This is a genomic window from Amycolatopsis pigmentata (assembly GCF_042684065.1).
Lineage (GTDB): Bacteria > Actinomycetota > Actinomycetes > Mycobacteriales > Pseudonocardiaceae > Amycolatopsis_E > Amycolatopsis_E pigmentata.
In genome coordinates this window covers 1,241,743-1,255,398 of record NZ_JBHUKR010000004.1, presented here as the reverse complement: position 1 = coordinate 1,255,398, position 13,656 = coordinate 1,241,743, and the positions used below count along the sequence as shown (strand labels likewise).

General features: G+C 69.3%; 13 protein-coding genes. 10 read left to right on the top strand and 3 right to left on the bottom strand.

Annotated features, from left to right (window positions below; all coding sequences use genetic code 11):
* The first annotated feature begins 92 nt into the window (after positions 1-92).
* The 10 genes from ACFSXZ_RS07480 to ACFSXZ_RS07435 all read left to right on the top strand — a co-directional run bounded on the left by ACFSXZ_RS07480 (position 93) and on the right by ACFSXZ_RS07435 (position 10,269).
* A complete protein-coding gene (locus tag ACFSXZ_RS07480) occupies positions 93-581 on the top strand; it encodes a DUF6069 family protein (RefSeq protein WP_378262625.1) in 489 nt (162 codons plus the stop codon).
* A 123-nt stretch (positions 582-704) separates the two neighbouring features.
* Positions 705-1,592 (top strand): hypothetical protein, encoded by an 888-nt coding sequence (locus ACFSXZ_RS07475; RefSeq protein ID WP_378262623.1) that lies wholly within the window; start codon positions 705-707, stop codon positions 1,590-1,592.
* Positions 1,593-1,604: 12 nt separating this feature from the next.
* Positions 1,605-2,513 carry a LysR family transcriptional regulator gene (locus ACFSXZ_RS07470; RefSeq protein ID WP_378262621.1) on the top strand — a complete coding sequence of 303 codons (909 nt, stop codon included), beginning with the start codon at positions 1,605-1,607 and terminating at the stop codon, positions 2,511-2,513.
* Between the two features lie 120 nt (positions 2,514-2,633).
* Positions 2,634-5,036 carry an ATP-binding protein gene (locus tag ACFSXZ_RS07465; protein WP_378262619.1) on the top strand — a complete coding sequence of 801 codons (2,403 nt, stop codon included), beginning with the start codon at positions 2,634-2,636 and terminating at the stop codon, positions 5,034-5,036.
* Between the two features lie 85 nt (positions 5,037-5,121).
* Positions 5,122-6,309: a winged helix DNA-binding domain-containing protein gene (locus ACFSXZ_RS07460; RefSeq protein WP_378262617.1), complete on the top strand. Its 1,188-nt coding sequence runs from the start codon at positions 5,122-5,124 to the stop codon at positions 6,307-6,309.
* A 130-nt stretch (positions 6,310-6,439) separates the two neighbouring features.
* Positions 6,440-7,444, top strand: coding sequence for a type I glyceraldehyde-3-phosphate dehydrogenase (gene gap, locus ACFSXZ_RS07455; RefSeq protein WP_378262615.1), 1,005 nt, complete (start codon positions 6,440-6,442; stop codon positions 7,442-7,444).
* A 13-nt stretch (positions 7,445-7,457) separates the two neighbouring features.
* Positions 7,458-8,717 carry a phosphoglycerate kinase gene (locus tag ACFSXZ_RS07450; RefSeq protein WP_378262613.1) on the top strand — a complete coding sequence of 420 codons (1,260 nt, stop codon included), beginning with the start codon at positions 7,458-7,460 and terminating at the stop codon, positions 8,715-8,717.
* Positions 8,717-9,505, top strand: a complete 789-nt coding sequence (gene tpiA, locus ACFSXZ_RS07445; RefSeq protein WP_378262611.1) for a triose-phosphate isomerase — start codon at positions 8,717-8,719, stop codon at positions 9,503-9,505. Before ACFSXZ_RS07450 ends, tpiA begins: the two co-directional genes overlap by 1 nt.
* A 136-nt stretch (positions 9,506-9,641) precedes the next feature.
* Complete coding sequence (gene secG / locus ACFSXZ_RS07440) at positions 9,642-9,872, top strand: preprotein translocase subunit SecG (RefSeq protein ID WP_378262609.1); 231 nt, start codon at positions 9,642-9,644, stop codon at positions 9,870-9,872.
* 55 nt (positions 9,873-9,927) lie between these two features.
* Positions 9,928-10,269: an RNA polymerase-binding protein RbpA gene (locus ACFSXZ_RS07435; RefSeq protein ID WP_378262607.1), complete on the top strand. Its 342-nt coding sequence runs from the start codon at positions 9,928-9,930 to the stop codon at positions 10,267-10,269.
* Positions 10,270-10,292: 23 nt separating this feature from the next.
* Here the strand turns inward: ACFSXZ_RS07435 and ACFSXZ_RS07430 are convergent, their stop codons facing one another.
* From ACFSXZ_RS07430 to opcA, 3 genes are all read right to left on the bottom strand, one after another.
* Positions 10,293-11,519, bottom strand: a complete 1,227-nt coding sequence (locus ACFSXZ_RS07430; RefSeq protein WP_378262605.1) for a histidine kinase — start codon at positions 11,517-11,519, stop codon at positions 10,293-10,295.
* Positions 11,520-11,662: 143 nt separating this feature from the next.
* On the bottom strand, positions 11,663-12,442 hold the full coding sequence (gene pgl, locus ACFSXZ_RS07425; RefSeq protein ID WP_378262603.1) for a 6-phosphogluconolactonase: 780 nt from the start codon (positions 12,440-12,442) through the stop codon (positions 11,663-11,665).
* 163 nt (positions 12,443-12,605) lie between these two features.
* A complete protein-coding gene (gene opcA, locus ACFSXZ_RS07420; protein ID WP_378262601.1) occupies positions 12,606-13,592 on the bottom strand; it encodes a glucose-6-phosphate dehydrogenase assembly protein OpcA in 987 nt (328 codons plus the stop codon).
* Positions 13,593-13,656 lie beyond the last annotated feature (64 nt).

The following is a 13,656-nucleotide window of genomic DNA, read 5'->3' as shown; positions in this document are numbered from 1 at the left end:
TAAACTGGGTTTCCGGGGCAGGCGCCGGAAGACGCTGGTACGGGCCGAATTTCGGCACACGCGGCGACGCGTGGCAGGAAGGAGTCAGGCGCATGGAAAGCCGCGAAATCGACCCGGGACGGCTGTGGGCGGGTGGCGCCTTGGTCGCTTTGGTGGCGGCCTTGGTCGCGGTGGCGGGTTTGCTGGTCGCCCGTGGGTTGTTCGGCGTCGCCGTCCTCGCGCCGAAGGGACGTGGCATCTGGGGCAACGCCAACACCCTTACCTACGCGCTGGTGGCCGCCGCGGCGGCACTGGCGGCGATGGGCCTGATGCATCTGCTGCTGGTGGCCGCCCCGGCTCCCGAACAGTTCTTCGGCTGGATCATGGCGCTGGTCACGCTGATCGCGGCGGTGCTGCCACTGACCCTCACCGTGGACACCGCGGCCAAGTGGGCGACGGCCTTGATCAACATCGCGATCGGGGCGGTGATCGCCTTCCTGGTGAGCACCGTCGCCGGGAACGCCTATCGCCCCAGGACTCCACCACCTCCTCCGCCGGACGACACGCTTCAGTACCCGGAATCCCCGTACTACCGCGAGTGACGCGTCGCGGTCGCGAGTGGCCGAACAGCGATTCGCGCGGTTGCCGCCGCCATAGAAAATCGCGATAGCGCCATCGACCGCAGCACCTGGCCCGCCCGGTTGTCCCGCCCATAGCCTCGGGATATGGCGCGATATGTGATTCAACCGCACTCCCGGCTTCAGGAATGGATCGCCGAGCAGCACGGGTATTTCTCCGCGGTCGGTCTGGACTACGAGTTCCAGGCCGACGGACTGTCCAGCGCTTCCGCGACGACTTCGCCGGTGCGTCCCGCCGACAGCGTCCCCCCGGAGGTTCGCCAGGGCGCGTTCGAGGACATGGCGGGCGGCCGTGCCTGCGATGTGTCGTCGGCATGCCACTGGGCGGTCAACTCGGTCGCGTTGACCGGAGTGGGCAAGATGTGGGCGGACGCCTACTCGGTCACGCCGTCGGGCATCTTCGTCGCACCGGACTCGCCCTACCAGCGGCCGGAGGATCTCGCCGGGGTACCGGTCGCGGTCGGCTACCACTCGGGCAGCCACTACACGACCGTGCAGGGGTTGGAGCCGTTCATCGGGGCCGAGCCCGTGTTGTCCTTCGCCGGCCTGCCCAACGACCGGGTCCGCAGGCTCATCCGTGGCGAGGTTCCCGCCGTGACGGCGTTCGGGGCCCAGTACTACGTGCTGGAGCAGCTGGGCTACCGCAAGCTCGTCGACACCACGTTCATGGTCGGTTTCCTGGCGCAGTCGTCGGCCGGCCACGAGGACACGAGGAAGTACTTCGAGGCGCTCGCGCTCGCTCAGCGTGACCTCGACCTGGCGCCCGAGCGTTACAAGCGGTACTGGTTGCGTGAGCTGCCCGCCGATCTCGCCGAACTGGTCGACGTGCGCCGGTTCGGTCCGGGGGAACGGATCGTGTTCGAGTCCTACACCCGGGAGATGTATGAGGCCACCCAGCGGTGGATGACCGCCCATCATCTGATGGACCTGGACGGGGTGCGGCAGGCAGCCTACGAGGATGTCGTCCTCACCTGAGCGGTGCCGGTGGTGCCGGTGAACCTGGACCTGTTCCGGTTGCTGGTGTTCGTGACGGTGGTCGAGCGCAACGGCTACTCGGCCGCGGCCCGACGGCTCAACCTCAGCCAGCCCACGGTGTCCCATCACGTCGCCGAACTGGAGCGGTCCTGCGGTGGGCAGTTACTGCGCTACGCCGAGCGATCGGTGCACCTGACCGCGGCCGGGCAGGAGGTCTACCGGGCCGCGGTCACGATGCTGGCCGAGCAGGACCGGCTCCGGGCGACCCTGGATGACCTGTACCAGGGCCGCCGGGGGAGGGTCCGGCTCGGCGTCAGCATGGCGTTCGAGCAACAGCACTTCGTCGGTCAGGTGATCGCTCCGTTCTGCGAGGCGCACCGGGGAACCCGGCTGTCGATGCGGTTCGGCCACAGCAGGCGTGAGGCGCAGGCGGTCCTGGACCGGGAACTGGACCTCGCGTACGTGTTGCGCTGGCATCTGCCCGCGGAGACGAAGTTCGAAGTGTTGCACGAGGTCCGGCTCGTCTTCCTGGCCGCTCGTGACCACCCGTTGGCGGGTGGTGAGGTGGTGTCCGCCGACGAGATCGGCCGGGCAGGTCTGATCACGACGCCGCTGACCGGGATCGAGTCGGTCTTCTACCGGGACGTGTTGCGGGACTTCGGATTGGCCGAGGATTACTCGGTGCTGGAGATCGAAGGCCTTCAGTCCAGGCTGCTGGCGGCGGCCGCCGGTTGCGGTGTGATCGCGACCTTCGTGCCGGCGCACCACTCCATCACCGTGTCCGACGCGCTCGTGCCGCTCCGGATCGAGCCGGTACCGGCGTCGGCGACGGTCGATGCCGGGTTGGTGCGCCGATCCGACGACCCGAACGCCGCGACGTCCGAGCTGGCCGCATGGCTTCGTGAACACGCCTCCGCCTGACTGCCTGACGACACCCGCCAGGGCGCCCAGGCCAGGGACGCGGCCTTTCCGAGGACGGCTGAGCAAACGTGGCAGGCGTACCTTCGGAGGGTATGGGTTGCCGGAGAAGCTGGGTATGCGGTGCGTAGGTCGGTTCCGGGCCGGAAGCCCGGTGTTCCCGCCGGGGTGAAAGGAGATCACGACGACCTTCGCGGGAGCCTTCCCGCGGAGTCGGCCGGGCTGGTCGGGCGGCGGAGTGAGTTGGCCGACGTCAGGCAGGCGTTGACGCGGTCTCGTCTGGTCACCTTGACCGGGCTGGGTGGCGTCGGTAAGACCCGGCTGGCGCAAGGTGTCGCGGTGAGTGTCCGGCGGGCATTCCCGGATGGCGTCTGGTTCGTTGACCTGGCCTTTGCCTCCGATGCGAACCCTCCGGTCGGCGACGAGGTGGATCTGGAACCGCTGGCGACCATCGTGGCGACGGAACTGGGCGTACGGACGGGGGCGGCTGAGTCCGCCGTAGGGCACCTGATCGACTACCTGCTGTCGCGTCAGCTGCTGCTGGTGCTGGATAACTGCGAGTACGCGATTCCAGAGTGTTCGCTGCTGGTCGATCAGTTGCTCCGGGCATGCCCGTGGCTACGGGTTCTGGCGACGAGTCGTGAGCCGTTGTCGATCGGGGGAGAGACGACCTGTCTGGTCGCCCCCTTGTCCGTTCCGGATCCGGGACAGTGTCCCGATCTGGCCGAGATGAAGTCCTGTGACTCGGTCACGTTGTTCTGTGAACGGGCCGAAGCGGCGCAACCGGGTTTCCGGCTGACCGAGGACAATCGTCTGGCGGTGGCGGGAGTCTGCGCGAGAGTGGACGGGTTGCCGCTGGCGATCGAACTGGCCGCCGCGTGGGTGGGCACCCTCACCCCGGACCGGATCCTCGGCAACCTCGACGACCGGTTCGCCTTGCTGGCTCATGGCACGCGTCCGGTGCCGGCCCGGCAGCATACGTTGCGCGCGTGTGTCGACTGGTCCCATGACCTGTGCACCGAGGGTGAGCGGCTGCTGTGGCGCCGGCTGTCGGTTTTCGCCGGTGGCTGCGAACTGGATGCCATCGAGGGCATCTGCGCCGGCGAGGAACTGGCCGGACCCGGCCTTCTCGATGCCGTGGGAGGTCTGGTGAGCCGGTCCATCCTGGTCCGGGACGACCAGCATGGCGTCGCCCGTTACCGGATGCTGGAGACTATTCGCGACTACGGCGAACAGCGGCTGCGCGCGGCGGGGGAGTACGAGGTGCTCCGGCGTCGTCATCGTGACTGGTTCGAGCGACTCGCCGTGCGGGCACGCACAGCGTGGGTGAGCGAGCGCGAGGGTCACACGCTGAACCAGTTGCGCCGCGTGCATCCCAATATTCGTGCCGCGATCGAATATTCCCTCACCGAACCCGGAGAAGCCGGGCACGCGCTGCGTATGCTCGTCGCCCTGCCGTGGCTGACCTGGTGGGGCCTGGGCTTGTTCAACGACGGGCGTCGCTGGCTGCGATCCGCGCTGGCTCGCGCCGGTGCACCCACCGCCGTCCGGGCCCAGGCGCTGGCGTTGGGAGCCTCGATGGCACTCATGCAGGCCGACGCCACGACGCAGTTGGAGCAGGCGGAAGAAATCGCCCGGCAGTTGAACGATCGTGCCACGCTGGCGTGTGTCGATTACGTCCGAGGGGTACGGGCGTTGTACGCCAACGATCTGTCCGCGGCGGAAGATTACTTCAGCCGGGCACAGGCGAGCCTGTCCGAGAAACGCGAACCGGACCTGCAGTTACGGGTGCTGCTCATGCGCTCCCTGACGGCCGCGCTGTCCGGCGATCCCCGTCTGGCGAGCGCCTGCCGCGCCGAAATCGAGGCGATCACCGGGCACGGCCATGCCTACTACCAGATCCTCGGTGTCTCCGCGATGGCGAAGTGGGCTATGGGCAACGTCGCGGCGGCCGTCGACCACGCGAAGACGTACCTGCGATTCAGCCGGGACCAGCACATCGGTGACCGCTTCGCCATTGCCTGGGTGGTCGAGATCCTGGCCTGGGCCTCCGCCGCCGAACGCGGGTACCGGCGGGCGGGGATACTGCTGGGCGCGGCGGAAACTTTGGTCACCGAAGCCGCGACTTCCTTCGAACACCATCGAGCACTGGCCGGCTTCCACCGTGAGTGCGTAAGCCGGGTTCGGGAGTCCCTCGGCGAGGCGGCTTTTACCGATGCGCTGCGCGAGGGCAACGACCTGTCCTATGAGGACATCCTCGGCTACGCGCTCGGCAAGGACCGGCATCAGCGGACATCACCACCCGGCGCCACGACCACCGGTCTCACCCGCCGCGAGCGTGAAGTCGCCGATCTCATCGCCAGAGGGGCCAGCAACAAGGAAATCGCTTCCACACTGGTCATCGCTCAGCGCACCGCCCAGGGCCACGTCGAGAACATCATGACCAAACTCGGTTTCGGCTCCCGGGCTCAGATCGCTGCCTGGGTCACCGCGCAGCAGCCGGCCGACGACACACCCGTGCGGTGAGGTGATCTCTCCGAACGAGATTCCGGCGTGAGGGTCCGAGCGTCCGGTGACCCGGATTGTCGGTCCTCGGTGCTAAGAATCGGGTGTGACCACACGCATCGACACCGCTCAGCGCCGTGCCCGCCTGGTGCTCCGGCATCACCTCGCCGGTGGCGCCGCGAGCCCGGAGGCGGTCGCCGAGAGCCTGGTAGCGCTGCACGCCACCGACCCGGCGACGGTGCATCTGTCCGTCGCCGCTCGCTCGTCCCTGCCCGTCGGGGAGGTCGAACGCGCGATGTACACCGACCGCACTTTGCTGCGGATGCTGGGCATGCGCCGCACCATGTTCGTGGTGCCCACCGGGCTGGCCGGCGTCGTGCAGGCCGCGTGTGCCGACGAAATCGCGAAACGCCAACGGAAACTGCTGCTCCAGCATCTCGCCACGGCGGATCTGGAAACCGGCCTCGACGCTTGGCTGGCCGAAGTCGAGGAAGGCGCGTACGCCGCATTGAAGGCCCGGGGCGAGGCCTACGCCGAGCAGATCGCCGAGGACGAGCCGCGCCTGCGCACGCGGATCGTGATGGCGCAAGGAAAACCGTACGAAGCCACCGTGTACATCACCAACCGGGTGCTGTTCCTGCTCGCCGCCCAGGGCCGGATCGTGCGTGGCCGCCCCACGGGTTCGTGGCTGTCCACCCGGTACTCGTGGACTACCGCGGAATCCTGGCTCCCGGGCGCCACCGCTCTGTCCGGGAGCCAGGACCCCGCTGAGGCCAGGGCCGAACTGGCGCGCCGGTGGCTGTACGCGTTCGGGCCCGCCCCGGTCGCCGACCTCAAATGGTGGACCGGTTGGACCGCCACGCAGGTGAAGGCGGCGCTCACCGCGATCGCCCCCGTCGAGGTCGACCTGGACGGCAAGCCCGGAATCGCGCTGTCCGGCGACCTCGAACCGGTGGCACCGCCGGAGCCCGTCGCGGCGTTCCTGCCCGCGCTCGACCCGACCCCGATGGGATGGAGCGAGCGGTCGTGGTTCCTCGGTGGGTCCGAGGCTCCGGTGCCGGAATTGTTCGACCGCAGCGGCAACATCGGGCCGACGGTGTGGTGGGAGGGGCGCGTCGTGGGCGCCTGGGCCCAGCGGTCCACGGGTGAGGTCGCCTACCGCACCTTCACCGACGCCGGAAGTGACGCGAAGGCCGCGATCGAGGCCTGTGCCGCCCGGATGGAGCAATGGCTCTCCGGCGTTCGGGTGGCCCCGAAGTTCCGCACGCCCGCGGAGAAGGCGCTGGCTTCTTGATCGATTCCCCTCGGTGGTGTATCTCTCGTATGCCCATGTCAGGGCCCACCGGCCGGCGCGCTAGGGTGGCCGTGACGTCCGAAGAAGTGTTGCCCGGTTCGTCCGGGTCGAACCCGAGGAGTAGACAGCAGTGACTGTTCGCGTAGGTGTGAACGGCTTCGGTCGGATCGGCCGCAACTTCTTCCGTGCCGTGCAGGCCAGTGGGCACGACATCGAGGTGGTCGCGTTCAACGACCTCGGTGACGTCGCGACCATGGCGCACCTGCTCCGGTACGACAGCATCCTCGGCCGGTACCCCGAGGAGGTCAGCGTCAGCGACGAGGGCCTCGTCGTCGGCGGCAAGACCATCAAGGCGCTCGCCGAGCGCGACCCGGCCAACCTCCCCTGGGGCGACCTGGGCGTGGACGTCGTCGTCGAGTCGACCGGCTTCTTCACCAACGCCGACGCCGCGAAGGCGCACATCGCCGGCGGCGCCAAGAAGGTCATCATCTCCGCGCCGGCCAAGGGCGAGGACCTCACCGTCGTGCTGGGGGTCAACGACTCCGCCTACGACGGCTCGCAGGTGATCATCTCCAACGCCTCCTGCACCACCAACTGCCTCGGCCCGCTGGCCAAGGTGCTGCACGACGCCTTCGGTATCGAGCAGGGCCTGATGACCACGATCCACGCCTACACGCAGGACCAGAACCTCCAGGACGCCCCGCACAAGGACCTCCGCCGTGCCCGCGCCGCCGCGCTGAACATCGTGCCCACCTCCACCGGTGCGGCCAAGGCGATCGGCCTGGTGCTGCCCGAGCTGAACGGCAAGCTCGACGGCTACGCGCTGCGCGTGCCGGTGCCGACAGGTTCGACCACCGACCTCACCGTGACGCTGACCAAGAGCGCGACGCTCGACGAGGTCAACGCCGCCTACAAGGCCGCCGCGGACGGCCCGCTGAAGGGCATCCTGCGCTACAACGAAGACCCGATCGTCTCCAGCGACATCGTGACCGACCCGTCGTCGTGCATCTACGACGCGCCGCTGACCAAGGTCATCGGCAACCAGGTCAAGGTCGTCGGCTGGTACGACAACGAGTGGGGTTACTCCAACCGTCTCGCCGACCTGGTCCGTCTCGTCGGGTCGAAGCTGGCCTGAGGCGGGCGGAAAATTGGCGGTCAAGACTGTCGACGACCTTCTCGCCGAAGGCGTCGCGGGCCGGCGCGTGCTCGTGCGGTCCGATCTCAACGTCCCGCTCGACGGCTCGGCGATCACCGACGACGGCCGGGTGCGGGCGGCCGTGCCCACCATCCGGAAGCTGGCCGAAGCCGGCGCCAAGGTGATCGTGGCGGCCCACCTCGGCCGGCCGAAGGGGGGCCGGGGGCTTGCCTCCGGCGGGGGTCTGGGGGCTGTGCCCCCAGCGAGCACCGGCGCCCCGGACGCGAAGTACTCGCTGCGCCCGGTCGCCGTCCGGCTGGGTGAGCTGCTCGGTGCCGAGGTCGCCCTCGCCGGTGACGTCGTGGGGCCCGAGGCCAAGGCACTGGCCGGTTCGCTCACGGACGGTTCGGTGGGCCTGCTGGAGAACGTGCGGTTCGACCCGCGCGAGACCAGCAAGTCCGAGGCCGAGCGGGCGGAACTCGCGGGCGAGTTCGCGAGCCTGGCCGACGCGTTCGTGTCCGACGGTTTCGGTGTGGTGCACCGGAAGCAGGCCTCGGTCTACGAGGTGGCCCGGGTGCTTCCCGCCTACGCGGGCGGCCTCGTGCTCGCCGAGCTCGACGTGCTGTCCAAGCTCACCGGTGAGCCGGCGCGCCCGTACGTGGTGGTGCTCGGCGGATCCAAGGTGTCGGACAAGCTCGCCGTGATCGAGGCCCTGCTGCCGAAGGTGGACACGCTGCTCATCGGCGGCGGCATGGCCTTCACCTTCCTGGCCGCGCGGGGACACGATGTCGGGGATTCCTTGCTGGAGACCGATTTCGTCGAAACGGCCCGGAAACTGCTCGACGAGCACGGTGACAAGATCGTGGTCCCGGTCGACGTGGTGATCGCCCAGGCGCTGGCCCCCGATGTCGAGGTGCGCACGGTCGCGGCGGAGGAGATCCCGTCGGGCTGGAAGGGGCTGGACATCGGGCCGCGCACGGTCGAGCTGTTCGCCGGCTCGATCGCGGGTGCCAAGACGGTGTTCTGGAACGGGCCCGCCGGGGTGTTCGAGCTCGCGCCGTTCGCCGCCGGAACCCGCGGGGTGGCCCAGGCCATCGCGGACTCCGCCGCGTTCAGCGTGGTCGGCGGTGGCGACTCGGCCGCCGCGGTCCGCCTGCTCGGGCTGCCGGAGGACGGGTTTTCGCACATCTCCACCGGTGGCGGTGCGTCGCTGGAGTTCCTGGAGGGCAAGGACCTTCCCGGCGTGGCTGTGTTGTCCGAGGGGAATCGCTGATGGCACGCAAGACCTTCGTGGCCGGCAACTGGAAGATGAACCTCAACCACCTCGAGGCCATCGCCCTGGTCCAGAAGATCGCGTTCTCCCTCCCGGAGAAGTACTACGCGAAGGTGGACGTGGCGGTGCTCCCGCCCTTCACCGACATCCGCAGCATCCAGACGCTCGTCGACGGGGACAAGCTCCTGCTCACCTACGGTGCGCAGGACCTGTCCCCGCACGACTCCGGCGCCTACACCGGGGACGTGTCGGGCCCGATGCTGGCCAAGCTCGGCTGCCGGTTCGTCACGGTGGGGCACTCGGAGCGCCGCGAGTACCACCACGAGGACGACGAACTGGTCAACAAGAAGGTCCGGGCCGCGATCAAGCACGGGATCAGCCCGATCCTGTGCGTCGGGGAGAACCTCGAGGTGCGGGAGGCCGGTGGGCACGTCGACCACGGCTGCGCTCAGCTGATCGCCGGGCTCAAGGGCCTCAAGGCCGAGCAGGTCAAGGAGCGGGTGGTGGTCGCCTACGAGCCGGTCTGGGCGATCGGCACCGGCCGGGTGGCCACCGCCGCGGACGCCGAAGAGGTGTGCAAGGCCCTGCGGGAGACGCTCGCCGAGAAGTACGGCGCCGAGGTGGCCGACGCGGTCCGGGTGCTCTACGGAGGCTCGGTGAAGTCGGGCAACATCGCGGAACTGGTCGCCTGCGACAATATCGACGGTGCCCTGGTCGGGGGCGCGAGCCTGCAGGCCGAGGAGTTCACGAAGCTGTGTGCCCTGGCCGCCGGGGGACCACTGCCGTGAGGTCTTTCGCCGCCGAGTAGTCTGTCAATCTCAGACCGTCACTCCATCAGGGCACCCTGGGCGGGTGACGTAGGATCGGGCCTACCGGCCGGATCCCACGGCCACCTTCCCGATCGAGAAAACGACAGAGGACGAGATGAAGCTGTTCCTGCAGATCCTGTTGATCGCGACCAGCGTGCTGCTGGTCGGCGCGGTTCTGTTGCACCGCGGACGCGGTGGCGGGCTGTCGTCCCTGTTCGGAGGCGGGATGCAGTCGAGCCTGGCCGGGTCGAGCGTGGCCGAGAAGAACCTCGACCGCATCACCCTGCTGCTCGGTGCGATCTGGTTGATCAGCATCGTGGGTCTCGGGCTCCTGCTGAAGGTCTGAGTGCAGGGCGCGCCCAGTGGAGGGCGCGCCGCCGGAGAAACCACTGTGAGGATTCATGGTTGGCGGTAACGCGATTCGTGGCACCAGGGTCGGTGCCGGTCCCTCCGGTGAGTCCGAGCGCGGCGAGTCCGCGCCGCGTCGCCGGGTCTCCTACTGGTGTGCCAACGGGCACGAGTCACGTCCCTCGTTCGCGCTGGACGCCGAGATCCCGGAGGAGTGGGACTGCCCGCGCTGCGGGCTTCCCGGCGGCCAGGACAGCAAGAATCCGCCGGCCGCGCCGCGGACCGAGCCCTACAAGACCCACCTGGCCTACGTGAAGGAGCGGCGCAGCGACGCCGACGGCGAGGCCATTCTCGCCGAGGCGCTCGAACGCCTTCGTCAGCGCCGCCAGATCTGACGACGGCGCTTCCCTCTCCTGGTTTACGGATGGGCCATTTCTTGTCCGTTGGTGGTGGGTTTATTTCCCACCACCTCCACCGGGTAGGTGGCCCTCACGCGGAAACCGCCGTCCTCGGTCGGTTCGGTGTCGAACCCGCCGCCGAGCAGGCGGGCACGCTCGGCCAGGCCGGTGAGCCCGTGCCCGCCCGAGGGCAGCGGCGCGGCGGGGCTGCGGGGCCGGTCGTTGCTGACCTCCACGGTCAACGTGTTCTCGCCGCCCACGACGAGGACGGTGGCGGCGGCGCCAGGAGCGTGCTTGCGCACGTTGGTCAGGCATTCCTGCACGGTGCGGTAGGCGGCCGCGGAGACGTTCCTCGGCAACTGTTCGGGCACCTTCTCCAGGGACAGCCGTACCCGGACTTCGCTGTCCCGTACGAGCTGGCCGAGTTCGCCGATCCCGGGTTGCGGGCCCTCGTCGCCCGCGCCCGAGCGCAGCAGCCCGACCAGTGACCGGAGATCTTCGAGCGTGCGGGTCGACAGCTGCCGGATCACCTGCGCGGTCCGTTGCGCGTCATCGGTGCCGGGGGTGACGGCGAGGGCCCCGGCCTGCATGGCGATCAGCGTGATGTCGTGGGACACCATGTCGTGCATCTCCCTGGCCAGCCGGGCGCGTTCCTCGGCGCGGACCGCGTCGTCACGGAGCCGGCGTTCGGCCTCGCGGCTGACCGCGAGTTCGCCGAGCCTTTGGGCCAGTTCGGCGCGCGCGCCGATGAGCAGGCCGATCGCGATCGGCATCCCGGCGACCAGGACCCCGTAGATCGCGTCGATGGCGTGTTCACGCCAGCTGAGCTGGGCGAAGTCGGGCAGTGGCCATTGGATGAACCGGCCCGCCCAGACCAGGGCCGCGCCGAGCCACACCTGCCAGTGCGTCTGCTTGCGGGTGGCCAGCATGCCCAGGGCGATCATCGCCGCGAGCTGGGACCAGCCGGTGAGGAACCCGGGCACGGTGGCCAGCACGACGACGAAGGGCAGCCAGCGCCGGAACGCCAGCGCCAGGCACGCCAGCGCCGACAGATACAGCGAGTAGGGCTGCGCCTTCTCGGGGATGACCAGCCAGACGTCAAGGCCGGCGAGCATGATCGCCGTGGCGTCGACGACCAGTGGCATCCAGGTTTCCCGTCTGAGACGGACCGGACGGATGAGGTTGGCGCGTTCACCGGTCCGGCCGGCGCCGACCCTGATCCCGATGGAGAGTCCCTCTGTGCTCATCTCGGACCTCACTCGTCTTGTGGGGCTTGGACGATGAGAGGCCGGGAAAGTTTCATCGGGACGCGCGCGGCGTGAGAAATGTGCGGATGCTAACGCCGGTGTGGGTAAATTTCGTGCACCGTCACGGACGGTGGCTGGATCTCTCAGGCCGTAGGTGGGAGATAGACATGGGAAAGCTTGCCCGCCGCGGCGCGGTCGATGAGCCACAGCGTGCGCCGCTGCCCCCGGGCGCCCGCGACCGGCAACTGCACCTCGCCGGAGCCGGAGAGGGTGAGGGCGACGGCGTCCGCCTTGGCTTCGCCCGCGGTCATCAGCCACACGTCATGCGCCGCGCGGATCGCGGGCAGGGTCAGCGAAATCCGCGTCGGCGGCGGTTTCGGGCAGTTGCGCACCGCCACCACCGAGCGTTCGGTCTCGTAGACCGCGGGCGACTCCGGGAACACCGAGGCGGTGTGCCCCTCGCCGCCGAGACCCAGCAGCATGATGTCGAAGGCGGGCACGTCGCCGTGATCCTCCGGCCGGGCGTTCGCGGCGAGCACACGGGCGTAGGCTTCGGCGGCCGCGTCGGGGTCGTCACCGAATTCGCCGTCGGAGGCCGCCATCGCGTGCACCCGTCCCGGGTCGACGGGCACGTGATCGAGCAGCGCCACCCGGGCCTGCTTTTCGTTGCGCTCGTCGTCGTCCGCGGGCACGAACCGCTCGTCGCCCCAGTACAGGTCGAGCCGCGACCAGTCCACCGCGTCGCGGGCGGGGGAGCGGCGCAACTGCTCCAGCACCGCCACCCCGGTGCCGCCACCGGTGAGGACCAGTGACGCCCACCCCTTCGCCGCCTGCAGATCCACCAGCCGGGTCACCAGCCGGGCCGCGACCGCGGCGGCGAGCAGGTCCGGCCCGGCATAGACCACGACCTCGGTCTTGCTCATGCTCGTTCTCCCGCGACCTTGCGCGCCCCCGCGATCGTGTCGACAGGGCGCTCCTTGACAAGGCAAGCCACGGAGGACAGGTGGGCGTCCTGCCGCCCCGATAGCGGACAGAAAGGGCGCGCTCTTTGGTCGGCTTGAGAGCCGCGAGTCTGCACAAGGGGTGTCATGAGACGGCGGCTTTCGCCGACTTCTTGGCCGGGGACTTCTTGCCGTCTCCGGACTTGCCGTTCGCTCCGGCGGTGAACTTGTCCAGACCGTGCAGCGCGGCTTCGTAGACCTCGTCCGGGTCGAGGCGGCGCAGCTCTTCGATCAGGCAGTCCTTGGTGTTACGCCGGTGCAGGGCGATCCGCCGTGCGGGCTGGCCGGGCTGGGTCAGCTTGCCGACCTTGCCGTCGGGCCGGGTGAGCTCGACCGGTCCCGAACGGCGCTCCAGTACCACCGACTGGATGCCTTGCGCCGTAGTGGATTTCACTCGCTTCACCGGCACGTCCAGGTACTCCGCGAGCCAGCCCGCGAGCAGTTCGGTGGACGGCGATTCGGCCTCGCCGGTGACCGTGGCAGCGGTGACCTTCTCGTGTGGCGGCAGGTCCAGCGCGGCCACCAGTTGGGCGCGCCAGTTGGTGAGCCGGGTCCAGGCGAGGTCGGTGTCACCCTCCACATAGGACTTCCGGCGGGTGGTCAGCGCACGCACCGGGCTGCGCTCGGCCGCGGAGTCGGTGATCCGGCGCTGCGCGATCTCGCCCAGCGGATCCTGGGCCGGCGCCTTCGGGCCCGAACCGGGCCACCACGTGACGATCGGCGTGTCGGAGAGCAGCAGCGGGATCACCACGCTCTGCCCGTGGCTGACCAGCGGCCCGTACAGCCGCAGGATCACCACTTCGCTGGCACCCGCGTCACCGCCGACCCGGATCTGGGCGTCCACGCGGGCCGCGGCGGTGCGTGAACCCCGCGCGACCACGATCACCCGGCACGGGTGCTCGCGGCTGGCCTCGTTGGCCGCGTCGATGTGCTCCTCGAGATGCTCACCGTCGTCGTCGACGATCACCAGGGTGAGCACGCGGCCCAGCGCGACCGCGCCACCCCGCTCGCGGAGCTCCACCAGCTTCCGGTTGACCTGCGAAGTCGTGGTGGAGGGCAGGTCGATGATCATGGCTTGAGTCCCTTCCGCGACGGTGTGCGCTCACCGGTGGCTCCCGGGTTCACGAGGGCGGTGC